Source organism: Ottowia pentelensis (assembly GCF_964341695.1).
Map to the genome: position 1 here is coordinate 168,250 of NZ_OZ224513.1, position 21,375 is coordinate 189,624.

The following is a 21,375-nucleotide window of genomic DNA, read 5'->3' on the forward strand; positions in this document are numbered from 1 at the left end:
GGAGCCTCACATGAAAGCGCTGCTTCGCATCGTCGGCGTGCTGATCGTGATCGGCATCGTCGTGGTTCTGGGCCTGATGTTCGTGCCACCGCAGCGCAGCGCGCCGGCGACGGCGCTGCCGGCCGACTACCAGCCGCCGCCGGGCGCGGGCCGGGCGGTGGCCGTGGCGGGCGACTGCATGGCCTGCCACACGGCGCCCAAGGGCCAGCCCTATGCCGGCGGGCTGGCCATCGCCTCGCCCTACGGCGTCATCTACTCGACCAACATCACGCCCGACAAGGACAACGGCATCGGCAACTACACGCTGGACGAGTTTCGCGCCGCGCTGATCGATGGCGTGCGCAAGGACGGCACGCCGCTGTATCCGGCCATGCCCTACCCCAGCTACCGCAAGATGAGCGAGCCCGACGTGCGCGCCCTGTATGCCTACCTGATGCACGAGGTGGCGCCGGTGCGTGCCGTGGCGCCGGTGACCGAGCTGAAGTTTCCGTTCAACCAGCGCTGGGGCATCCGGGCCTGGAACTGGGTGGCCCTGCCCAAGGCGGGCTTCGAGCCGCACATGGGCGACGCCCGGCTCGACCGCGGCGCCTACCTGGTCGAAGGACTGGCGCACTGCGGCTCCTGCCACACGCCGCGCAGCACCTTGACCTTTGCCGAAAAGGGCTACGACGCCAGTTCCAGCGACTTCCTGACCGGCGCCGTGCTGAACGGCTGGCCGGCGCCCGACCTGCGGGCCAAGGACAGCGACGCGCAGCGCTGGAGCGCGGCGCAGCTGGCGGCGCTGCTGGCCACCGGCCGCAGCGACAGCACCGGCGTGACGGGCGAGATGGCGCTGGCGGTCGACCACTCGCTGCAGTACCTGCCCAAGGACGACCTGGACGCCGTCGTCGCCTATCTGCAAGCCATCCGCCAGGACCGCCCGGTCAACGGTCTGACGGCGCTGCGCGCCAGCGCCGTGGCGACCACCCAGACGCTGAACGGCGCCTCGCCGCAGATGGAGCTGGGCGCGCGCCTGTACCTGGACAACTGCAGCGCCTGCCACTTCACCAACGGCAAGGGCGCCAAGGCGGTGTTTCCGCAACTGGACGGCAACGCCCTGGTCACCGCCAAGGAGGCGGGCGGCCTGATCGCCGTGATCCTGAACGGCGCGGCCATGCCCTCCACCCAGCTGCGGCCGGCGCGCCTGGCGATGCCGGACTTCGGCTGGCGCCTGAAGGACGACGAGGTGGCGGCGCTGGCCAGCTTCGTGCGCCAAAGCTGGTCCAACGACGCCCCGGCGGTGACGGCCGCCCAGGTGGCCCAGGTGCGCGCGGCGACGGCGTCGACGCACTGAGCCGGTTCATGCCGAATTGCCATCAACGCGTTGAGAGCGTCGGGCGGGTGGTGGTGGGCCAAGGGGCGTGGGTGGGCAGCTCCGCTCGTGTCCCCCGCTGTCCGTCTGCGACGGCCATCTCCGCCTTGACCTCGCTGCGCTGCCCACCCACGCCCCTTGGCGGGATGCGGCGCTCACACACCAGGTAGCCCATTCGGCGCGCGACGCCTCGGATCAGGTCGTTGGGGCGCCTGGCGCAGTGAAGTGAAGGCGGAGCCGGCCGCAGGCCGGTGGGGGACATGAACGGAGCCGGGCGCTCCGACGGCCTGATCCCCCCCCCCGCGACCGGCATGTCTTGTCCAATGCGAAACCGCTTCAATCCCCCAGCGCAGGATAGTCGGTGTAGCCGTGGGCGCCGCCGCCGTACAGGGTGGCGCGTTCGGGCGCGACGAAGGGCAGGTCCCGGCGCAGGCGCTCGGTCCAGTCGGGCATGCTGATGAAGGCCTTGCCGAAGGCCACCAGGTCGGCGTGGCCCGATTCGAGGGCGCTGCGCGCCGCCGCGCCGTCGTAGCCGTTGTTGACCATCCACGCGCCCTGGCCGCCGCCCTCGCGGTAGGCGGCCTTCATGGCGGCGTAGTCGAAGGGGCGGCCTTCGACCTCGCGCGGGCCGCCGGTGGCGCCCTCGATGACGTGGACGTAGGCCAGCGGCAGCGCCCCCAGCTCGCGCATCAGGTGGTCGAACAGCGGCTGCGGGTCGGCGTCGACGATGTCGTTGGCGGGCGTGACGGGCGACACGCGCAGGCCGGTGCGCCCGGGGCCCACGGCGTCGGCCACGGCGCGCGTCACCTCCAGCATCAGGCGCGCGCGGTTGGCGATGGCGCCGCCGTAGTCGTCCTCGCGCTGGTTGGCGCCGGTCTTCAGGAACTGGTCCAGCAGGTAGCCGTTGGCGCCGTGGATTTCGACGCCGTCGAAGCCGGCCGACTGCACGGCATTGCGCGCGGCGACGGCGAACTCGTGCACCAGGCCGGGGATTTCGCGCCGGTGCAGCGCGCGCGGCTCGCTGGTGGGCGTGAAACCGCCCTTGCCTTCGCCGTCGATCACGTAGGTCTTGGTGTTGGCGCGGATGGCCGAGGGCGCCACGGGCGCCTGGTGGTCGGGCTGCAAGAGCTGGTGCGATACGCGCCCCACGTGCCACAGCTGGCAGAAGATGAGGCCGCCGGCGGCATGCACGGCTTTGGTCACCTGCTGCCAGCCGTCGAGCTGCTCGCTGTCGTACAGGCCGGGCACGTCGGCGTAGCCCTGGCCCTGCGGGCTGATGGCGGTGCCCTCGCTCACGATCAGGGCGGCGCCGCGCCAGGGGTCGGCGCGCTGGCGGTAGTACTCGGCCATCAGTGCGGTGGGCACGGCGCCGGGCGCGCGATTGCGCGTGAGCGGCGCCATGACGACGCGGCTGGGCAGGGTGAGCGCCCCCAGGCGCAGGGAGGAAAACAGCGGATGGGACATCGTCGGGCTTTCGGGTGACAAGGACAGCAGCGCCCATTGTGCGACGGCCGCGGGGTGTCTTGCAGGCCCCGGGCACGCGGCCCCCACCGCGGGGCTGCGCCACAATCGGGCGATGACCGCACCGCCCGCCGCGCCCGCCGGCCCCGCCCCCGTTTATCTGGCCCTGGCGCTGTCGCTGGGCGCCGCCGTGTCGCTGGGCATCACCCGCTTTGCCTACGGCCTGCTGCTGCCGGTGATGAAGGACGACCTGGCCTGGAGCTACACCTTGGCCGGCGCCATGAACACCGTCAACGCCGCCGGCTACCTGCTGGGCGCGCTGGTCACGCCGTGGCTGCTGCGCCGCTGGGGCGCCGCGCCGCTGCTGCTGTGGGGCTCGGTGCTGGCCAGCGTGTTCATGGCGTTGTCGGGCTTTTTCATCGAGGCGGCGCCGCTGCTGCTGCAGCGCCTGCTGGCGGGCGTGGCCAGCGCCTTCGTGTTCATTGCCGGCGGCCTGCTGGCCGCGCGGCTGGGCACGCGCGCGCCCCAGCAGGCTGGTCTGCTGCTGGGCCTGTACTACGGCGGCGTGGGCTGGGGCATCGCCCTGTCGGCGCTGGGCGTGCCGCCGCTGCTGGCGGCGGCGCGCGACGTGGCGCACGGCTGGGCCTGGGCCTGGTGGGGCATGGCGGCGCTGTGCCTGGCGGCCACGGCGGTGCTGGTCTGGCCGGCCAAGACACTACAAAAACAAGAGCTGTCTGCGCAGATTGGACAAGCACCAGAAGCCAATTTGACCGAGAAAATCTCCTGGTGGTCCATGCGCTGGGCGCTGACGGGCTACACGCTGTTCGGCGTCGGCTACATCGGCTACATGACCTTCGTGATCGCGCTGCTGCGCGAGCAGGGCGCCAGCGCCGGCGCGGTCACGCTGTTCTACACCCTGCTGGGGCTGGCGGTGGTGGCCTCGGCGCGCATCTGGGCGCGGCTGCTGGACCGCGCCAAGGGCGGCGGTGCGCTGGCGCTGCTGAACGCGTTGCTGGGGGTGGCCACCATCGCCCCGGCGCTGACCGGCGCGTGGCCGGTGGTGCTGGCCTCGGGCCTGCTGTTCGGCGCGGTGTTTTTGTCGCTGGTGGCCTCGACCACCGCCTTCGTGCGCCACAACCTGCCGGCCGCGCAATGGGCGGCGGGCATCAGCGCCTTCACCATCCTGTTTGCCTTCGGCCAGATCGTCGGGCCCACCGTGGTGGGCTGGATCGCCGACGGCCCGGGCGGGCTGGCCCGCGGCCTGCTGTATTCGGCCGCCGCGCTGTGGCTGGGCGCGCTGGCGGCGTGGCGGCAAAAGCCGCTGGCGCGGGGTTAAATCAGCCCCTCGGCCTTCATCGCGCGCTGCACGGCCGGGCGCGCGGCGATGCGCTCGCGGTAGGCGGCGAGGTTCTTCAGGCCGCTGATGTCGACGCCGGTGGGCTTGGCCCAGTTGGTGATGGTGAACAGGTAGGCGTCGGCGACGCTGAAGTCCTCACCCATCAGGTATTTCTTGCCGGCCAGCTCGCCGTCGACCCAGGTCAGGCGGCTGAGCAGCCGGTCCTTGGTGGCCTGTTTGACGTCGTCGGGCGTGGCGGGGTTGAACAGCGGGCTGAAGGTCTTGTGCACCTCGGTGCCGATGAAGTTCAGCCAGCTCTGCAATTGATAGCGCGCGAGGGTGCCGTTGGCGGGCGCCAGCTTCTTGGCCGGCGCCTGGTCGGCGATGTATTGGACGATGGCCGGGCCTTCGCGCAGGCCGGTGCCGTCATCGAGCACCAAGTAGGGCACATAGCCCAGCGGGTTGATCTTGCGGTAGTCGCTGCCGTCGGGCAAGACCTTGGTCTTGGTGGGCGCGGAGATGGCCTCGTACTTGATGCCGGCTTCTTCGAGCGCGATGTGGGGCGACAGCGAGCACGCGCCCGCGGAGTAGTAGAGCTTCATGGTTTGAAAAAGGGGAGAGTTGGACCTGAACCCGGCGGCGCGCGAACGGCCGCCGGGGCGCACTCAGCGTAGCAGAACGCGGGATTTTTTGCCGGGCTTGGGGGGCACAATCAAGGATACAGCCCGCGCAGGTCGCGCGCGTTCAGGATGCGCGTGCAGGCCACGATGTAGGCCGCGGTGCGCAGGCTCACCTGGTGCTCCTGCGCGGTCTGCCACACGGCGTCGAAGGCGTGCTTCATGATGCCGACCAGGCGGCGGTTGATCTCGTCCTCGTCCCAGAAGAAGCTGGAGAAGTCCTGCACCCATTCGAAATAGCTGACGGTGACGCCGCCGGCGTTGGCGATGACGTCGGGCACCACCAGCACGCCCTTGTCGTGCAGGATGTCGTCGGCCTCGGGGGTGGTGGGGCCGTTGGCGCCCTCGATCAGCATCTTGGCCTTGATCTTGCCGGCGTTGGCCCGCGTGACCTGGCCTTCCAGCGCGGCGGGCACCATGATGTCGCAGGTGCAGGCCCAGAAGTCGGCCGCCGTGATGGCCTCGCCGCCCTTGAAGCCGGCCACGCCGCCGGTCTTGGCCACGTGTTCCAGCAGCTTGGGCACGGCCAGGCCCTTGTCGTTGGCCACGCCGCCGGTATGGTCCTGCACGGCGACGATCAGCGCACCGGCCTCGGCAAACAGCTTGCCGGCGATGCCGCCGACGTTGCCGAAGCCCTGCACGGCCACGCGCGCGCCCTCGATCGGCAGGCCGATCTGCTTGGCGGCCTCGCAGGCCACGGTGAACACACCCCGGCCCGTCGCCTCCTTGCGGCCCAGCGAGCCGCCCATGTCCACCGGCTTGCCGGTGACCACGCCGGTGGCGGTGGAACCCACGTTCATCGAGTAGGTGTCCATCATCCAGGCCATGATCTTGTCGTTGGTGTTGACGTCGGGCGCGGGGATGTCCTTGGACGGGCCGATGATGATGCCGATCTCGCTGGTGTAGCGGCGCGTCAGGCGCTCCAGCTCCTTGTGCGAGAGTGTGCGCGGATCGACGCGGATGCCGCCCTTGGCGCCGCCGTAGGGCACGTTCACCGCCGCGTTCTTGATGCTCATCCAGGCCGACAGCGCCATCACCTCGGACAGCGTCACGTCCTGGTGAAAGCGCACGCCACCCTTGCCGGGACCGCGGCTGGTGTTGTGCTGCACGCGGTAGCCCTCGAAGTGGGCGATGGTGCCGTTGTCCAGCTCGATCGGCACGTCGACGATCAGCGCGCGCTTGGGGCGCTTGAGCGTCTCGACCCAGCGCGCCAGGTGGCCCAGGTAGGGCGTGACGCGGTCGATCTGCTGCAGGTAGATGCCCCAGGGGCCGAGGTGATTGGGGTCGAGGTAGGACGGCAGGACGTGCGCGGTGGACACCGCTGCCGCGGGTTTGGCGTTGGCCATGGACGAGTCTCCTTCGGTTGAAACCATCGCGCGGCTGGCAGCGCCAGCGGGCGACGTGCCCATTGTCACGCAGGCGACCGAGGCGGGCGACGGCGGGCCGGCTTGGCGATGTTTCCAGTGCGGGCAAGCGGGGGGTTGGGAAAACTATAAAAATGATAGCTACTTGCGGCCACCCGGCAACGGCCAAGGTTGATTTGCTCATAAAATAGGCAGTTTGCCCGTGCCAGCCTGGCCGGGCGGCGCCGGAGCCCTGTCGTGACGTCCTATCTGCACCCCGAATCCTTTGATGTCATCGTCGTCGGTGGCGGCCACGCCGGCACCGAGGCGGCGCTGGCGGCGGCCCGCATGGGCGCGCGCACCCTGCTGCTGACGCACAACATCGAGACCCTGGGGCAGATGAGCTGCAACCCCAGCATCGGCGGCATCGGCAAGGGCCACCTGGTGCGCGAGGTCGACGCGCTGGGCGGCGCGATGGCGCTGGCCACCGACGAGGCGGGCATCCAGTTTCGCATCCTCAACGGCAGCAAGGGCCCGGCCGTGCGCGCCACGCGGGCGCAGGCCGACCGCGTGCGGTACAAGGCCGCCATCCGCCGCCGGCTGGAGAACCAGCCCAAGCTGGTGCTGTTCCAGCAGGCGGTGGACGACCTGCTGCTGGAGGGCGACCGCGTGGTGGGCGCCGTCACGCAGGTGGGCATTGCCTTTCGGGCGCGCGCGGTGGTGCTGACGGCCGGCACCTTTCTGGACGGGCGCATCCACGTTGGCCTGGACAATTACCCCGCGGGCCGCGCGGGCGACCCGCCGGCCGTCAGCCTGTCGGCGCGGCTGAAGGAACTCAAGCTGCCGCAAGGGCGCCTGAAGACCGGCACGCCGCCGCGGCTGGACGGCCGCACGATCGACTTCGCCCGTTGCGAGGTGCAGCCGGGCGACGGCATGCCGGGCGGGCAGAACGCGCGCATGCCGGTGTTCAGCTTCATGGGCCGCGCGGCGATGCACCCGCGCCAGCTGCCGTGCTGGGTGACGCACACCAACGAGCGCACGCACGCCATCATCCGCGCGGGCTTCGATCGCAGCCCCATGTTCACCGGCAAGATCGAGGGCGTGGGCCCGCGCTATTGCCCCAGCGTGGAAGACAAGATCAACCGCTTTGCCGGCAAGGACAGCCACCAGATCTTTCTGGAGCCCGAGGGCCTGGACACGCACGAGGTCTACCCCAACGGCATCTCGACCAGCCTGCCGTTCGACATCCAGTACCAGCTGGTGCGCAGCATCGCCGGGCTGGAGAACGCGCACATCCTGCGGCCGGGCTACGCCATCGAGTACGACTACTTCGACCCGCGCGCGCTGAAAGGCAGCTTCGAGACCCGGGCCATCGCCGGCCTGTTCTTTGCCGGCCAGATCAACGGCACCACCGGCTACGAGGAGGCGGCGGCGCAGGGCCTGTTTGCCGGCATCAACGCGGCGCTGCTGTGCCGGGGCGAGAGCGCCTGGCTGCCCGGCCGCGACGAGGCCTATCTGGGCGTGCTGGTGGACGATTTGATCACCAAGGGCGTGACCGAGCCCTACCGCATGTTCACCAGCCGGGCCGAATACCGCCTGCAGCTGCGCGAGGACAACGCCGACATGCGCCTGACCGAGACGGGCCGACGCCTGGGCCTGATCGACGACGCGCGCTGGGACGCCTTCAACCGCAAGCGCGACGCGGTTTCACGTGAAACCGAGCGGCTCAAGGCCACCTGGGTCAACCCCGCCATCCTGCCGGCCGAGGAGTCGGCGCGCGTGCTGGGCAAGGCCATCGAGCACGAGCACAATCTGTTCGACCTGCTGCGCCGACCGGGCATCGACCATGCGGCGCTGATGAGTCTGGACGGCGGACGTTACGCCGCCGGCGGTGTTTCACGTGAAACGCTGGGCGATGCGGCGGACGAGGTGATCGAGCAGGTGGAGATTGCCGCCAAGTACGCTGGCTACATCGACCGACAGCGCGACGAGGTGGAGCGCGCCGCGCACTACGAGAACCTGCGACTGCCGCCCGACTTGGACTACATGCAGGTTGGCGCGCTGTCGATCGAGGTGCGGCAAAAGCTGCAAAAGCACCGGCCCGAGACCCTGGGTCAGGCCGGGCGCATTTCCGGCGTTACGCCGGCTGCCGTGTCGCTGCTGCTGATCCACCTGAAGAAGAAGGGCGGCTTGCCGCCGGCGCTGCAGGCGAGCAGCGCCGATGCGGACGCGCGCGCCGCATGAGCGGCGCGGCGGATCGCGCCGAGCGCCTGCGCCAGGGCGCGGCGACGCTGGGCCTGGCGCTGGACGGGGCCGCGCAAACCCGGCTGCTGGCCTATCTGGACCTGCTGGCCAAATGGAACCGCGTCTACAACCTGACGGCGCTGCGCGACCCGGCGCAGATGCTGACGCACCATCTGCTGGACAGCCTGGCCGTGGTGCCGCCGCTGCGTCGCCACACCCAGGGGCGCCCGGCGCGGCTGCTCGACGTGGGCAGCGGCGGCGGCTTGCCGGGCGTGGTCATCGCCATCTGCTGCCCCGAGATCGCCGTCACCTGCGTGGACGCGGTGGCCAAGAAGGCGGCCTTCGTGCAGCAGGCGGCGGGCGCATTGAGTCTGGACAATCTGGCGGGGCGCCATGCCCGGGTCGAGACGCTGCACGAGCCCTTCGACATCATCGCCTCGCGTGCCTTTGCCTCGTTGGCCGACTTCATCAGCTGGTCGCGCGGCGCTCTGGCGGAGCAGGGCGTCTGGCTGGCCATGAAGGGCAAGCGCCCCGACGACGAGATCGCGGCCCTGCCGGCGGGGGCCGAGGTGTTTCACGTGGAACCGCTGCGGGTGCCGGGTCTGGATGCCGAGCGCTGCCTGGTGTGGCTGCGACCGGTCGGTTCCACGTGAAACATCCGGGGCGAAATCGCGTTCGGTGGCGCGCCAAAGTCCCGTAAACTCGCCACTCACCTCCGAGAAATTTCAAGCATGTTTGGCATCACCGACTACGCCGCCTTCGTCGCCGCGTTCTGGCTGTTCTTGATGATCCCCGGCCCCGGCAACCTGGTGATCGCCACCGGCGCCACGCAGCACGGCATGCGCGGTGGCCTGGCCGCCACGCTGGGGGTGATGGTGGGTGACCAGGTGCTGATCGGATGCGCCCTGGGCGGCGTCGCGGCGCTGCTGCACGCCTATCCGATGGCGTTTTCGGCCCTGCAATGGGTGGGCGCCATCTATCTGGCCTGGCTGGGCATCCGCATGTGGCGCATGCGCCCGGGCGAGGGCGAGGGCGCGGCGGTGGCGGCGCCCACCACGCGGCGGCATTTTCGCCAGGGGTTCTTGATCACCCTGTTCAATCCCAAGGCGATCGTGTTTTACGTTGCCTTCCTGCCGCTGTTCATCGACCCGGCGCGCCAGCAGGGCATGGTCACCTTTGCCGCCTTGGCGGCCACCGCCGCCGTGCTGACCTTGCTGTACGGCCTGATCGAGTCGCTGCTGGTGCATCGCTTTGCCGAGCGCCTGCGCGCCAGCGCCCGCCTGAGCAGCCTGCTGCGCAAGCTGGCCAGCGTGTTCCTGATCGGCTTCGGCGTCAAGCTGGTCACTTCCCACTGAACCCCCGATGGCTCAAATCTTCTGCATCGCCAACCAGAAGGGCGGCGTCGGCAAGACCACCACCACGGTCAACCTGGCCGCCGCACTGGCGCACATCGGTCAGCGCGTGCTGCTGGTCGACCTGGACCCGCAGGGCAACGCCACCATGGGTTCGGGGGTGGACAAGCGCGCGATGGAGCTGTCGGTGTACGACGTGCTGCTCGAATCGGCCAGCATCGCCGAGGCCGCCGTGGTGCCCGACAAGCTGAAGGAGGCTGGCGCCGGCTATGCCGTGCTGGGCGCCAACCGCGAGCTGGCCGGTGCCGAGGTCGAACTGGTGGGCGAAGAGCGCCGCGAGCGCCGCCTGAAGGACGCGCTGGCGCAAGTGAGCGCCGACTACGACTTCGTGCTGATCGACTGCCCGCCCAGCTTGAGCATGCTCACGCTCAACGGCCTGTGCGCCGCCCAGGGCGTGATCGTGCCCATGCAGTGCGAGTACTTCGCGCTCGAAGGCCTGGCCGACCTGACCAACACCATCCGCCAGGTGCACGCCAACCTCAACCGCGACCTGCGCCTGATCGGCCTGCTGCGCATGATGTTCGACGCCCGCATCACCCTGCAGCAGCAGGTCAGCGACCAGCTCAAGGCGCACTACGGCGACAAGGTGTTCGACGCCATCATTCCGCGCAACGTGCGCTTGGCCGAGGCGCCCAGCTACGGCCTGCCGGGCGTGCTGTTCGACCCGGCGGCCAAGGGCAGCAAGGCCTTCGTCGCCTTTGCCGAAGAGCTGGTGGCGCGCGGCCTGCGGGCATGATTCAGGGCCAAATGGGCGGTTTGCCCGGATGCAGCAAGCGCGAGCAGCTATCAAAATGATAGATCATCAAGCCTCGCCCCGCGTGCTGACCTTGCCCGGCTGGCTGGGCAGCGGCCCCGGCCACTGGCAAAGCCGCTGGGAGGCCGCGCACGGCGCCACCCGCGTGCAGCAGCACGACTGGCAGCGCCCGCTGCGCGGCGACTGGACGGCGCGCCTGCAAGACGTCCTGCTGGCGCAACCGGCCCCCGTGCTGCTGGCCGCGCACAGCCTGGGCTGCCTGCTGCTGGCCTGGTGGGCCGCGCATTCGCGCGAGACGGCGCGCGTGGCCGGCGCGCTGCTGGTGGCGCCGCCAGAGATCGAGCGCGCCGACCTGCGCCAGCAGATCCCCGGCTGGGCGCCGCCCGCGCGCCAGCGCCTGCCTTTTCCCGCCCTGGTCATGGCCAGCAGCGACGACCCCTACGCCCGCCTGGACTACGCCCGGCAGCTGGCGCAGGACTGGGGCGCCGGCTGGCAGGACGGGGGCGCGCGCGGCCACCTCAACGCCGACTCCGGCCTGGGCGACTGGCCCGAAGGCTGGCAAGCCCTGCGCGCGCTGGCCGCCACGCCCGCCGCGTCCTGAACGAACCTTTGCATTGGAGCCCCCACCATGGTGACCAAGAAACCCAAGGGCCTGGGCCGCGGCTTGGACGCACTGCTGGGCCCCGCCACGCTGGCCCCGGATGCCGCCACGCCCGCCGGCACCCCCATGATGCTGGCGCTGGACCAGCTGGCGCCCGGCCAGTACCAGCCGCGCACCCGCATGGACGAAGGCGCGCTCTACGAGCTGGCCGAAAGCATCAAGGCGCAGGGCATCATGCAACCGATTCTGGTGCGGCGCATTTCTAGGTCGAATGGGGCTCCAGTCCTTGATGGACAAGCGCGAGCAGCTATCGATTCAAGAGCTGACTACGAGATCATCGCCGGCGAGCGCCGCTTTCGCGCCGCCCGCCTGGCTGGCCTGAGCGAGGTGCCCGCCCTGGTGCGCGAGGTGCCCGACGAATCGGCCGCCGCCATGGCGCTGATCGAGAACATCCAGCGCGAAGACCTCAACCCGCTGGAAGAGGCGCAGGGCATTCGCCGCCTGGTGCAGGAGTTCGGCCTCACCCACGAGCGCGCCGCCCAGGCCGTGGGCAAGAGCCGCAGCGCCGCCAGCAACCTGCTGCGCCTGCTCAACCTGGCCGAGCCGGTGCAGACCATGCTGATGGCGGGCGATTTGGACATGGGCCACGCGCGCGCCCTGCTCACGCTGGAAGGCGCGGCGCAGATCACGGCGGCCAACCAGGTGGCCGCGCGCAAGCTCAACGTGCGCCAGACCGAGGCGCTGGCGCGCAAGCTGTCGGCCGAGTTCAATCTCACCGCGCCGCGCAAGCGCAACCAGCCGGCCGACAAGTCGGGCGACGTGCGCCGGGTGGAGGAAGAGCTGTCCGACCTGCTGCTGGCCCAGGTCGAGGTGCGCGTGCGCAAGGCCGGCCGCCGCGGCGCCGCCGACGCCCAGGCGGGCGAGCTGGCGATCCAGTTCGCCTCGCTGGACGAACTGAACGGCCTGATCGAGCGGCTGCGCGGGGCTTGACCCCGATCAAGGGTAAACACGGGGTGCGGCCCCATTGCCGGCCGTCGGCGCGCACGCGCAAAATTTCCGCCACCCTCGCGCCGGCGCGCCCCCGCAGTCTGAGGTGATGCGCCGTGCGCCCGTGACCGCAGAACCGGAGCCGCCCATGACCACCCAGACCGCCGCCCAACTGGTGCAAGAGGCCAAGCGCCAGATCGAGAACCTGAGCCCCGACCAGGTGCAGGCCGAACTGGCCGCCGGCGCCACGCTGGTGGACATCCGCGACGCGCCCGAGCGCGCCCAGGGCTGCATCGCCGGTGCGGTGCATGCCTCGCGCGGCATGCTGGAGTTCTACGCCGACCCGAGCAGCCCCGCCCACAAGCCCGAGCTCGACCCGCAGCGGCGCGTCATCCTGCACTGCGCCTCGGGCGGGCGCTCGGCGCTGGCCGTGCTCAGCCTGCGCGCGCTGGGCTACGTCGACGTGGCGCACCTGGACGGCGGCATCAAGGCCTGGCAGGCGGAGGGCAAGCCGATTGAGAGCTGACCAACGTCGGTGGCGGTGGATGTCCGGCGACGTGTCATGAAATGTCGCCGCCGCAAGACAAAACCGAGCCGACAGTCCTGAAATGGCCATTTGGCGTATTGCGTAAACAAGATGAGGCTGCTGAAAATTTTCACGTTCAACAACTGAAAAGAGGACGGTGAGCCATGAAGCGACATTTCTTGCGCACGGGGTTGACGGCGGTCGGCGCGCTGGCCGCCTGGGGTCTGGCACCCAGCGCCTGGGCGGGCATTCCGGTGGCTGGGGCCATCGTCTACGGCCCGCTGTCGGCGGCAACCGTGCCCACCTTGGGCGAATGGTCGCTGCTGCTGCTGGCGCTGCTGGTGATGGCGGTCGCCTATCGCGCCCTGCGCGACCGGGTCGACAGCCGCTTGCTGACCCATCTGCTGTTGGGCGGCGGCTTGGCGGCCGGGGGACTGGCCAGCGGCCACTGGGTGCAGTCGGTGCAGGCGGTGGTGCCAGGGGTCACAATGACGTCAGCGAGTGGGGGCACGGTGAACGTGAGCGTCATCGGCGCTCCCGTGATGGTGACCAATGGCACGGCCGTGTCCCAGCAGATCAAGTCCCTGACCACCAATACCCCGGGGGTAAGCTGGGTTGCACCGGACTCCGGCTCGCCCCAATGCCTGGTGGGCACCGTGGTGGCGGCCGGGGCGAGTTGCTACGTCCAGTTGGCGGGACCACCGGTTTAACGGGGCGGTGCGCCGCGCTGCGCGCCGCCGATGCTTGAATGAACGAGATCTACCTGGGCGCCGCCGTGCTGTGCATGGCGGCGGTTCTTTTTCTCGAATCGCTGTCGCCCCTGCACGCTGCCGGGGCGCCGCTGCGGCGCTGGGCGCGCAACGGCGCACTGTCGGTGCTGGCCGTGGGCACCACGCTGGCCACGCCGCTGCTGTTCTGGGCGGTGGCCGGGCCGCTGGGCCTCACGATGCAGGGTGGCCTCGTGCAGTGGGGTTGGCCAGTCTGGGCGCAGTGGGTACTCACATTCTTGGTGATGGAAAGCATGGCCTACGCGCTGCACCGCCTCTCGCACGCCATGCCCTGGCTGTGGCGCCTGCACGCCGTGCATCACAGCGACGTCGAGCTGGACGCCACCACCACGCACCGCCACCATCCGCTGGAAAACCTGGTCGGCGCGCTGCTCACCCTGCCCGTGCTGATCGCCCTGGCGCCGCCGCCGCTGGCGGTGCTGGCCTACAGCCTGGTGGCGCTGGCTGTCGCCACCCTGTCGCATGGCAACCTGCGCCTGCCCGCGTGGCTGGACCGCGGCCTGCGCTGGCTGGTAGTGACGCCCGCCTACCACCGCGTGCACCACAGCGCCCACCGGCCGCAGACCGACAGCAACTACGCCACGCTGCTGCCGCTGTTCGATCATCTTTTTCGCAGCGCGACCCCGGTGCCGCCGGACGGTGGGCGCGGTCTGACCATGGGGCTGGAGCGCGGGCGCGACGCGCGCAGCCAGTCGCTGGCGGCCCTGCTGCGCGCGCCGTTCAGTGCTGCGGCCGCGCCGGTGGCTGAGGCGGCCCGGCCCCGCGCCGCCCGCGATGGCGCGTGACAGTCTCTTGCATGTGCGCCCCCGGGTGAGCCCGATTCGATGGCGGCTGGGCGCGGCAACGGTGTAAGCTGCGCGCTCGCCGCCCCCGCTGCGCCACGCCCATCGCCATGCCCCACAGCCGCGTTCCCCCACCGCTTGAAATGGTTGCCCTGGCCCGCGCCTTGGCGGTGCGCCCGGTCAGCGCCGTGCGCAAGGCGCGCGCCGGCGTGGTGCGCATGCGGCGCGCGGTGTCGCGCTCGCCGCGTTCGCTGTTCTTGCGCGAGCTGATGGCCCAGCCGTTGGCCGTCGGCGCCATCTGCGCCAGTTCGCCCTACCTGGCCGCGCGCATGGCCGCGCTGGTCGACCTGGCGGACGAGGGCTGGGTGGTGGAGCTGGGCGGCGGCACCGGCGTCATCACCGCCGCCCTGCTGGCGCACGGCGTGCCCGCCGCGCGGCTGGCGGTGGTCGAGCAGTCGGACCGCCTGGCGGCCCACCTGCGCCAGCGCTTTCCGGCCATCCAGGTGCTGCACGGCGATGCGGCCGAGCTGCCGGCGTTGCTGGCTCGACTGGACGGGGCTGACGGCCCCGTGCGCGTGCGGCACATCGTCTCGGGCCTGCCGCTGCTGTCCATCCCGGCGCCGGCGCGCCAGCGCATCCTGCAGGCCGGCGCGCAGGTGCTGGCGCCGGGCGGGCGGCTGCTGCAGTTCACCTACGCGCTGCACGGCCCTTCGCCCTGGCAGCAGGCCGGCCTGGTGTGCCAGCGCCGCGAGCGCGTGCTGGCCAACCTGCCGCCGGCGCGGGTGGACGTGCTGGCGCACGCGCCGTCGGCGTGACGGCATAGAGCGTAAACCGCACTATCTTCCGCCAGCCCATGCGCTTATCATGGGCGCCCGCTTTTCGGGCCGCGCAGGCCCGGCCAAGCAGCCCAAAAAACCAGACACCCCGAACCGGGAGGACCTCCGCATGTTGACGATCCAACGCACCGCACTGACGACCACCGCCCTCCTGGCCGCCCTGGCTTTGGCCGGCTGCGAAACCACCGACCTCAAGATGGGCGGCTCGGACAGCAAGACCGTGGCCACCGGCAGCGCCGCCGGCGCGGGCTCGGCCAACGCCAATTCCGAGCTGCAGCGCTGCGCCTCGCCGCTGGGCACGGTGTCGCTGGTCGAGAACCAGAACGCCGGCTGGTACACCATCTTGCGCAACGAATACAAGCTGCCGCCCACCTCCAACCTGCTGCGCCTGATGATCCAGCAGTCCAACTGCTTCGTCGTCGTCGAGCGCGGCGCCGCCGGCATGCGCGCCATGAGCCGCGAGCGCGAGCTGATGCAGTCCGGCCAAATGCGCCAGGGCAGCCAGATGGGCGGCGGCCAGATGGTGGCGTCCGACTACGGCCTGTCGCCCGAAATCGTCTTCAACGAGGGCAACACCGGCGGCATCGGCGGCGCGCTGGGCGGGCTGTTCGGCGGCGGGGGCGCGGTGCTGGGCGCGGTGGCGGCCGGCACCAAGACGCGCGAGGCCAACGTCATGCTGACCCTGGTCGACAACCGCTCGGGCGTGCAGGTGGCGGCGTCGGAGGGCAGCGCCTCCAAGACCGACTTCGGCGGCATGGGCGCGCTGTTCGGCGGCGGTGCGGGCGCCGGCCTGGGCGGCTACCAGAACACGCCGCAGGGCAAGGTCATCACGGCGGCCTTCATGGATGCGTACAACCAGATGGTCGTCGCGCTGCGCAACTACAAGGCGCAGTCGGTGCAGGGCCAGGGCCTGGGCGGCGGCGGTCGGCTGGGCGTGGACGGCGGTGCCGGACCTTCGCGAACCTCGATTCCCGGCCAAGGCGGCAAGACCCTGTCCATGCGCGAGGCACAGGCGCGGCTGAACGAGCTGGGCTACAACGTCGGCACGCCCGACGGCGCCGCCGGCCCGCGCACCGCCGCGGCGCTGCGCGCCTTCCAGCGCGACAACAGCCTGCAGCCCAGCGGCCGGCTGGACGCCGCCACGCAGGACGTGCTGTCCGGCAAGTGAGCGGGTGGGGCCCGGCCCCATCCCTCTTCTTGCGGCAGGCCATGGCTGAGGGGTGAACCCCATGCGCTGGCCCCTCTTGGCCCTGTGCCTGGCGGCCGCGGCCCACGCGGGCGGGCCCGCCGAGCCGGCGCGCAGCAATGCCTTCAACGACCCCTTCGTGCAGGTCACGTCGGCCATCGCCCATTGCCCCGTACCCGAGGGGCCGCTCTACACCGAGCAGCAGGTGCGCGAGCAGCAGCACGAGCGCACCCAGCACGGCACCAGCTGCTACACCTCCGGGCGCTGCCGCCTGCCCAATTCGTACCAGTACGACGCCGAGATCATCCCGCGCGTGCAAAAGTACATCCAGTACGACCCGCGCTTTGCCGACACCAGCGTGTGGGTGCTGGGCCAGCGCCGCATCGTCACGCTCAAGGGCTGCGTGCGGTCGGAGGAGCAGGGACGCTTGCTGGAGCAATCGGTGGGCCTGGTCGATGATGTGATGGGGGTCGTCAACCAGCTGGTTGTGCCTGGCGAGACGCAGGGGCCGGTGCCGTACAGGGTGGCTCGGTGAAACGAGTGAATGCTGAGCTGGTTGCGCGACGGTGATCCGCTCGACCGTCGGCGTGCAACAACAGGCGCTGAGCGATGAAGCGCTGTGATGGTGCGGGCGGCTTACGCCATGGGCTGCTGTTGGCGTCGCACGCCAATGAACTTATAATGGTTTTAATGGGAACGATTAAATATCATTGAAAGCTTCATTGGATCGTTTAAATTGCCGCCTTCCATTCCACTGCCGGTACAACGCGCCCTGCTCAAGCTCGGCGCCGACCTGTCCCTGGCGCGCCGGCGTCGGCATGTCTCCCAAGCCTCGCTGGCCGAACGCATGGGTGCGTCACTGTCCACGGTGCGGCGCATGGAAAAGGGCGATGCGCGCGTGCCCATCCATTTTTTTGCTCGCGCGCTGCATGTGTTTGGCGAGCTGCAGGCCCTGGAACATCTGCTGGACACGCCAAAGGATGAAATCGGCTTGGCGCTGATGGATGAGCAGTTGCCTCAGCGGGTGCGCAGCAAATCCCGCACGCCCTCGGGAGCCCTGTGATGGTGGCCCCCGCGGCGCTGCGCCAGGAGGTTCAGGTCGGCATCGGCAAGGTCGGGCTGGCGTTGGGCACGCTGGTGTACGCCCGGCAGGGGCGGCGCGAGCACTGCGCCTTTGCCTATGACCAGGCCTGGCTGAACAACCCCGTGCGCTTTGGCGTATCGGCCGACCTGCCGCTGGTGGCGGGCTACCAGGCGCACAAGGCGGCCAGCGCGCAGGACTCGGTCTTCCATGGCGCGCTGGCCGATACCGCGCCCGATGCTTGGGGGCGACGCGTCATCGCCCGCGACCACGCCAAGCGCCGCCGCGCCAACCCGCAACTGCCCGCGCTGACGGAGCTGGACTATCTGCTGGCGGTGGACGACTTCAGCCGCGTGGGCGCGCTGCGGCTGGGTGGCGCCGACGGGGCTTGGCAGCGCACCGTGGCCCAGGGCCAGCGCAGCACCCCACCCCTGATCGAACTGGAGCACATCTTCCAGGCCAGCCGTGCAGTGGAGCGTGGACAGGAAACCGCCGAAGACCTGCGCTACTTGCAGGGCAAGGGCACGTCGTTGGGCGGCATGCGGCCCAAGTGCACGCTGATCGACGCAGACGGCCGTCTGGCGATCGGCAAGTTCCCCAGCGTGCAGGACGCGCGCAGCGTGACGCGCGGCGAGGTGCTGGCCTTGCGCCTGGCCGCCTTGGCGGGCGTGGATGTGGCGCCCGCACGCGTGGTGCTGCTGGGCAGCGGCAACGAACAGGTGCCGGTTGCCGTCATCCAGCGGTTTGACCGTGATGGCGAGGGTGGGCGCATTCCCTATCAATCGGCGGCCTCGCTACTGCAAGCCTCGCGCGAGGACGAGCGCAGCTACACCGAAGCGGCCGACGCCATCCGCTCCCATGGTCATGCGCCCACTGAAGATGTGCGCCAGCTCTGGCGGCGGCTGGTGTTCAATCTGTTGATCACCAACGTGGACGACCACTTGCAAAACCACGGCTTTCTGCATGTGGCGCACGGGCAGTGGCGGTTGGCCCCGGCGTTCGACCTGAACCCCTTCCCCGACAAGGAGCGCGAATCCAAGACCTGGTTGTCCGAGCGGGACGGGCCGGTCACCGACGTGGCCATGCTGCTGGCGCGGGCTGCCTACTTTGCCCTGGGCAAAGCCGAGGCCTTGACTGTCTTGGGCGAGGTGTACGCGGCGGTGTGCCAATGGCGGCAGCTGGCGCAAACGCCGGGGGTGGGATTGCGTGCGGAAGAGCTGGACGACTTCGCGCCCGCCTTCGAGCATGTGCAACTGGACGCTGCGGCCCGCCTGCTTTGATGGCGTCGGCCGGGTGACGTCCTCGAGTTCAGGCCCGGTTGTCCATGAGCAAACCTTGAGTTGCGCAGGGGGGGCTCATTCCATTTCTAATTCAATAGCGCATCAATAATCCACGGCCAGGCGACGATGGATCGGATCCGTTCGCAGTTGCTCTCGAAGTCTCGCAGGGCGAGCTCAAGGTGATCTTCGAGCGCCTCCAGGCTGTCGAAGACGCGGTTGTGGAATCGCTTCTCGCGCAGCTCGTCCCACACGTGCTCCACCGGGTTGAGCTCCGGCGCATAGGGGGGCAGGCTCAGTAGGCGCATGTTGGCGGGCGGGTGCAGCTCACCACTGGCATGCCAGCCGGCACCGTCAAGCACCATGACGATGCGCTCGTGCGGGTGACGCTCGCTCACCTCGTCGAGAAACAACTGCATGCACTCGGTGTTGACGTGAGGCAAGATGAGCGAGTCCAACTGGCCGCTTGCCACATCGACGGCGGCGTACGCGTAGGTGTACTCGTGGGTCAACATGGCTTGGCACAGCGGCCGCACCGGCTTGGGCGCCCAGCAGCGGCGCACGTCGTTGATGCGTCCAAAGCGCGCCTCGTCCTGGAACATCAGCTTGATGGGGCCTTGCTGCGGCCAGTGCGAGCAGATTTCGGCAAGGCGCTCGGGGAGTTTTTTTTCCACTCCTCTTGAGCCAAAGGATCGCTTTGCGGATGGCGTTTGTCGGGGGCCAGCTTGCGCCAGCCGTGGCGGTGCAGCAGGTTGTAGACCGAGGACAGCGCCATGGGACGGCCCAGGGCAGCTTCGATTTCACACTTGACTTGACCGACCACCAGGATGCCGCCCGTGCGAGCGCGATCAAGAAAGGGCGCCAGCACCTGGCGCTCCTGCTCAGTCGTCATGTTCTGGTGGCGCCTGCCGCCGCGCGCGGGGCGCTGGCCGTCACCTGCAACCTCGCCGGCCAGGAAGCGATTGCGCAAGCGGCAGGTCCACGCCGGGGAGCGGCCGATGACCTGCGCGGTTTGCTCCAGGCTCAAGCCATAGTCCAGCGGCAACACCACCGCCTGTGCTTGGCGAAGCTGCTCAGCGGTCTGTGCGCCGGCCAGCATTTGACGGGCCGACTCCAGACTGTCGGCACCTCGGGCTGTTCTTGCCATGTCGTTCTCCTTGCGGGATCGGTGACATGGATATTATTGATCTATTGATATGGAAATGGAATCAACTCAACTGAACACCTTCCCCGGATTCATGATGTCCAGCGGATCCAGCGCGCGCTTGATGGTGCGCATCAGGTCCACCGCGCCGGCGCCGGCCTCGTCCAGCAGAAAGCCCATCTTGTGCAGGCCCACGCCGTGCTCGCCGCTGCAGGTGCCGCCCAGCGCCAGGGCGCGCGCGACGACCTGGCGGTTGAGCTGCTCGGCGCGCGCGCGCTCGGCGTCGTCGTCGGGGTCGATCAGGTAGCCCATGTGGAAGTTGCCGTCGCCCACGTGGCCGACCAGGAAGTAGGGGATGCGGCTGTCGTCGGCCTCTTGCACGCTGTCGAGCAGCGCGTCGGCCAGGCGCGAGATGGGCACGCACACGTCGGTGGTGATGCAGCGGCAGCCGGGGCGGCTTTGCACGCCGGCGAAGTAGGCGTTGTGCCGCGCCGCCCACAGGCGCGAGCGCTCCTCGGGCGTGTCGGCCCATTCGAAGCCGGCGCCGCCGTGCTCGGCCGCGATGGCCTGCACGGTTTCAGTCTGCTCCTTCACGCCGGCGGGCGAGCCGTGAAACTCCATCAGCAGCATCGGCCCCTCGCGCAGCGTGAGCTTGCTGTGCTGGTTGACGATGCGCACGGTGTGCCCGTCCAGCAGCTCGACGCGCGCGATGGGCACGCCCAGCTGGATGATCTGGATCACGGTGTTGACCGCGTCGGCGATGCTGCCAAACGAGCAGATCGCCGCCGCCACCGCCTCGGGCAGCGGGTAGATGCGCAAGGTGGCCTCGGTGATCACACCCAGCGTGCCTTCGCTGCCGACGAACAGGCGCGTCAGGTCGTAGCCGGCGCTGCTTTTCTTGGCGCGCGTGCCGGTGCGCACGGCCTCGCCGGCGGCGGTGACGACCTCGAGCGCCAGCACGTTCTCGCGCATGGTGCCGTAGCGCACGGCGTTGGTGCCGCTGGCGCGCGTGGCGCACATGCCGCCCAGGCTGGCGTTGGCGCCAGGGTCGATCGGAAAGAACAGGCCCGTGCTCTTGATCTCGGCGTTGAGCTGCTCGCGCGTGACGCCCGGCTGCACGGTCACCGTCAGATCTTCGGCGTTGACGCTCAGCACCTTGTTCATGCGGCTCACGTCCAGGCTGACGCCGCCCTGAACGGCCAGCAAATGCCCTTCCAGCGAGGAGCCGACGCCGTAGGGAATCACCGGCACCTTGTATTGAGCACACAGCTTGACGGCGTCCTGCACGTCGGCCGTGCTGTCGGCAAACACCACGGCAGCCGGCGGCGGCACGGTGGTGAAGGCCGACTCGTCGCGCCCGTGCTGCTCGCGCACGGCCTGCGCCTGCGAGAACTGCGCGCCGAAGCGTGCTTTCAGCGCATCGATCAGGGCCGCCGGCACGGGGCGTGGCTTGATCTCGGGCGTGACGTGGACGGCTTGGGTGGGGGCGTTCATGGGGGGGCTCCTGCGGATGAGGGACAGTGTACGGTGGCGCGCGCGGCGGCGTGCGGTGGGCAGTGATGAAATTGGGTCGACAGGACCTTCAAAAA

General features: G+C 69.9%; 22 protein-coding genes. 16 read left to right on the forward strand and 6 right to left on the reverse strand.

The window, feature by feature from the left end:
- Positions 1–10: 10 nt before the first annotated feature.
- On the forward strand, positions 11–1,333 hold the full coding sequence (locus ACWHMB_RS00800) for a c-type cytochrome (RefSeq protein WP_377483736.1): 1,323 nt from the start codon (positions 11–13) through the stop codon (positions 1,331–1,333).
- A gap of 354 nt (positions 1,334–1,687) precedes the next feature.
- Here ACWHMB_RS00800 and ACWHMB_RS00805 read toward each other — a convergent pair whose 3' ends face one another.
- Positions 1,688–2,815, reverse strand: a complete 1,128-nt coding sequence (locus ACWHMB_RS00805; protein ID WP_293224158.1) for an alkene reductase — start codon at positions 2,813–2,815, stop codon at positions 1,688–1,690.
- A gap of 112 nt (positions 2,816–2,927) precedes the next feature.
- On the opposite strand from ACWHMB_RS00805, the gene ACWHMB_RS00810 reads away from it, so the two are divergent.
- Positions 2,928–4,148, forward strand: coding sequence for a YbfB/YjiJ family MFS transporter (locus tag ACWHMB_RS00810; RefSeq protein ID WP_377483734.1), 1,221 nt, complete (start codon positions 2,928–2,930; stop codon positions 4,146–4,148).
- Here the strand turns inward: ACWHMB_RS00810 and gstA are convergent.
- Positions 4,145–4,750, reverse strand: a complete 606-nt coding sequence (gene gstA, locus ACWHMB_RS00815; protein WP_377483732.1) for a glutathione transferase GstA — start codon at positions 4,748–4,750, stop codon at positions 4,145–4,147. The two genes, ACWHMB_RS00810 and gstA, sit on opposite strands and share 4 nt — an antisense overlap.
- A gap of 110 nt (positions 4,751–4,860) precedes the next feature.
- Positions 4,861–6,171 carry a Glu/Leu/Phe/Val family dehydrogenase gene (locus ACWHMB_RS00820; RefSeq protein ID WP_293224152.1) on the reverse strand — a complete coding sequence of 437 codons (1,311 nt, stop codon included), beginning with the start codon at positions 6,169–6,171 and terminating at the stop codon, positions 4,861–4,863.
- Between the two features lie 255 nt (positions 6,172–6,426).
- Here ACWHMB_RS00820 and mnmG point away from each other — a divergent pair, with 255 nt between their 5' ends.
- The 14 genes from mnmG (at position 6,427) to ACWHMB_RS00890 (ending at position 18,645) form a co-directional block, all read left to right on the forward strand.
- The gene (gene mnmG, locus ACWHMB_RS00825) at positions 6,427–8,412 is read left to right on the forward strand and encodes a tRNA uridine-5-carboxymethylaminomethyl(34) synthesis enzyme MnmG (protein WP_377483729.1); all 1,986 of its coding nucleotides are present in this window, start codon (positions 6,427–6,429) and stop codon (positions 8,410–8,412) included.
- Positions 8,409–9,065, forward strand: a complete 657-nt coding sequence (gene rsmG / locus ACWHMB_RS00830; protein WP_377483726.1) for a 16S rRNA (guanine(527)-N(7))-methyltransferase RsmG — start codon at positions 8,409–8,411, stop codon at positions 9,063–9,065. The genes mnmG and rsmG overlap by 4 nt, the downstream gene beginning before the upstream one ends.
- Before the next feature lie 78 nt (positions 9,066–9,143).
- A complete protein-coding gene (locus ACWHMB_RS00835; RefSeq protein WP_377483723.1) occupies positions 9,144–9,767 on the forward strand; it encodes a LysE family translocator in 624 nt (207 codons plus the stop codon).
- Positions 9,768–9,774: 7 nt separating this feature from the next.
- Positions 9,775–10,560, forward strand: coding sequence for a ParA family protein (locus tag ACWHMB_RS00840; RefSeq protein WP_377483720.1), 786 nt, complete (start codon positions 9,775–9,777; stop codon positions 10,558–10,560).
- 55 nt (positions 10,561–10,615) lie between these two features.
- Positions 10,616–11,179: an RBBP9/YdeN family alpha/beta hydrolase gene (locus tag ACWHMB_RS00845; RefSeq protein ID WP_377483718.1), complete on the forward strand. Its 564-nt coding sequence runs from the start codon at positions 10,616–10,618 to the stop codon at positions 11,177–11,179.
- 27 nt (positions 11,180–11,206) lie between these two features.
- Positions 11,207–12,169 carry a ParB/RepB/Spo0J family partition protein gene (locus ACWHMB_RS00850; protein WP_377483715.1) on the forward strand — a complete coding sequence of 321 codons (963 nt, stop codon included), beginning with the start codon at positions 11,207–11,209 and terminating at the stop codon, positions 12,167–12,169.
- 145 nt (positions 12,170–12,314) lie between these two features.
- On the forward strand, positions 12,315–12,692 hold the full coding sequence (locus ACWHMB_RS00855) for a rhodanese-like domain-containing protein (RefSeq protein ID WP_377483712.1): 378 nt from the start codon (positions 12,315–12,317) through the stop codon (positions 12,690–12,692).
- A 164-nt stretch (positions 12,693–12,856) separates the two neighbouring features.
- The gene (locus ACWHMB_RS00860; protein WP_377483710.1) at positions 12,857–13,402 is read left to right on the forward strand and encodes a midcut-by-XrtH protein; all 546 of its coding nucleotides are present in this window, start codon (positions 12,857–12,859) and stop codon (positions 13,400–13,402) included.
- Positions 13,403–13,440: 38 nt separating this feature from the next.
- Positions 13,441–14,265 (forward strand): sterol desaturase family protein, encoded by an 825-nt coding sequence (locus ACWHMB_RS00865; RefSeq protein ID WP_377483708.1) that lies wholly within the window; start codon positions 13,441–13,443, stop codon positions 14,263–14,265.
- A gap of 140 nt (positions 14,266–14,405) precedes the next feature.
- A complete protein-coding gene (locus tag ACWHMB_RS00870) occupies positions 14,406–15,077 on the forward strand; it encodes a class I SAM-dependent methyltransferase (RefSeq protein WP_377483706.1) in 672 nt (223 codons plus the stop codon).
- Positions 15,078–15,207: 130 nt separating this feature from the next.
- Positions 15,208–16,266 (forward strand): peptidoglycan-binding domain-containing protein, encoded by a 1,059-nt coding sequence (locus tag ACWHMB_RS00875; protein ID WP_293224131.1) that lies wholly within the window; start codon positions 15,208–15,210, stop codon positions 16,264–16,266.
- Positions 16,267–16,327: 61 nt separating this feature from the next.
- Positions 16,328–16,819, forward strand: a complete 492-nt coding sequence (locus tag ACWHMB_RS00880; RefSeq protein ID WP_377483704.1) for a BON domain-containing protein — start codon at positions 16,328–16,330, stop codon at positions 16,817–16,819.
- Positions 16,820–17,020: 201 nt separating this feature from the next.
- A complete protein-coding gene (locus ACWHMB_RS00885; RefSeq protein WP_377483702.1) occupies positions 17,021–17,347 on the forward strand; it encodes a helix-turn-helix domain-containing protein in 327 nt (108 codons plus the stop codon).
- Positions 17,347–18,645 (forward strand): type II toxin-antitoxin system HipA family toxin, encoded by a 1,299-nt coding sequence (locus tag ACWHMB_RS00890; RefSeq protein WP_447648408.1) that lies wholly within the window; start codon positions 17,347–17,349, stop codon positions 18,643–18,645. The genes ACWHMB_RS00885 and ACWHMB_RS00890 overlap by 1 nt, the downstream gene beginning before the upstream one ends.
- Positions 18,646–18,731: 86 nt before the next feature.
- Here ACWHMB_RS00890 and ACWHMB_RS00895 read toward each other — a convergent pair whose 3' ends face one another.
- The 3 genes from ACWHMB_RS00895 to ACWHMB_RS00905 all read right to left on the reverse strand — a co-directional run bounded on the left by ACWHMB_RS00895 (position 18,732) and on the right by ACWHMB_RS00905 (position 21,280).
- Positions 18,732–19,316 (reverse strand): IS630 family transposase, encoded by a 585-nt coding sequence (locus ACWHMB_RS00895; RefSeq protein ID WP_377516475.1) that lies wholly within the window; start codon positions 19,314–19,316, stop codon positions 18,732–18,734.
- A complete protein-coding gene (locus ACWHMB_RS00900) occupies positions 19,244–19,789 on the reverse strand; it encodes a helix-turn-helix domain-containing protein (RefSeq protein WP_377516474.1) in 546 nt (181 codons plus the stop codon). The genes ACWHMB_RS00895 and ACWHMB_RS00900 overlap by 73 nt, the downstream gene beginning before the upstream one ends.
- Before the next feature lie 66 nt (positions 19,790–19,855).
- Complete coding sequence (locus ACWHMB_RS00905) at positions 19,856–21,280, reverse strand: FAD-binding oxidoreductase (RefSeq protein WP_377484828.1); 1,425 nt, start codon at positions 21,278–21,280, stop codon at positions 19,856–19,858.
- Positions 21,281–21,375 lie beyond the last annotated feature (95 nt).

Excerpts from the sequence above, each read along its gene's own strand:
- ACWHMB_RS00800 (WP_377483736.1), top strand. The coding sequence starts at position 11 with ATGAAAGCGCTGCTTCGCATCGTCGGCGTGCTGATCGTGATCGGCATC.
- ACWHMB_RS00805 (WP_293224158.1), bottom strand. The coding sequence starts at position 2,815 with ATGTCCCATCCGCTGTTTTCCTCCCTGCGCCTGGGGGCGCTCACCCTG.
- ACWHMB_RS00810 (WP_377483734.1), top strand. The coding sequence starts at position 2,928 with ATGACCGCACCGCCCGCCGCGCCCGCCGGCCCCGCCCCCGTTTATCTG.
- gstA (WP_377483732.1), bottom strand. The coding sequence starts at position 4,750 with ATGAAGCTCTACTACTCCGCGGGCGCGTGCTCGCTGTCGCCCCACATC.
- ACWHMB_RS00820 (WP_293224152.1), bottom strand. The coding sequence starts at position 6,171 with ATGGCCAACGCCAAACCCGCGGCAGCGGTGTCCACCGCGCACGTCCTG.
- rsmG (WP_377483726.1), top strand. The coding sequence starts at position 8,409 with ATGAGCGGCGCGGCGGATCGCGCCGAGCGCCTGCGCCAGGGCGCGGCG.
- ACWHMB_RS00835 (WP_377483723.1), top strand. The coding sequence starts at position 9,144 with ATGTTTGGCATCACCGACTACGCCGCCTTCGTCGCCGCGTTCTGGCTG.
- ACWHMB_RS00840 (WP_377483720.1), top strand. The coding sequence starts at position 9,775 with ATGGCTCAAATCTTCTGCATCGCCAACCAGAAGGGCGGCGTCGGCAAG.
- ACWHMB_RS00845 (WP_377483718.1), top strand. The coding sequence starts at position 10,616 with ATGATAGATCATCAAGCCTCGCCCCGCGTGCTGACCTTGCCCGGCTGG.
- ACWHMB_RS00850 (WP_377483715.1), top strand. The coding sequence starts at position 11,207 with ATGGTGACCAAGAAACCCAAGGGCCTGGGCCGCGGCTTGGACGCACTG.
- ACWHMB_RS00855 (WP_377483712.1), top strand. The coding sequence starts at position 12,315 with ATGACCACCCAGACCGCCGCCCAACTGGTGCAAGAGGCCAAGCGCCAG.
- ACWHMB_RS00860 (WP_377483710.1), top strand. The coding sequence starts at position 12,857 with ATGAAGCGACATTTCTTGCGCACGGGGTTGACGGCGGTCGGCGCGCTG.
- ACWHMB_RS00865 (WP_377483708.1), top strand. The coding sequence starts at position 13,441 with ATGAACGAGATCTACCTGGGCGCCGCCGTGCTGTGCATGGCGGCGGTT.
- ACWHMB_RS00870 (WP_377483706.1), top strand. The coding sequence starts at position 14,406 with ATGGTTGCCCTGGCCCGCGCCTTGGCGGTGCGCCCGGTCAGCGCCGTG.
- ACWHMB_RS00875 (WP_293224131.1), top strand. The coding sequence starts at position 15,208 with ATGTTGACGATCCAACGCACCGCACTGACGACCACCGCCCTCCTGGCC.
- ACWHMB_RS00880 (WP_377483704.1), top strand. The coding sequence starts at position 16,328 with ATGCGCTGGCCCCTCTTGGCCCTGTGCCTGGCGGCCGCGGCCCACGCG.
- ACWHMB_RS00890 (WP_447648408.1), top strand. The coding sequence starts at position 17,347 with ATGGTGGCCCCCGCGGCGCTGCGCCAGGAGGTTCAGGTCGGCATCGGC.
- ACWHMB_RS00900 (WP_377516474.1), bottom strand. The coding sequence starts at position 19,789 with ATGGCAAGAACAGCCCGAGGTGCCGACAGTCTGGAGTCGGCCCGTCAA.
- ACWHMB_RS00905 (WP_377484828.1), bottom strand. The coding sequence starts at position 21,280 with ATGAACGCCCCCACCCAAGCCGTCCACGTCACGCCCGAGATCAAGCCA.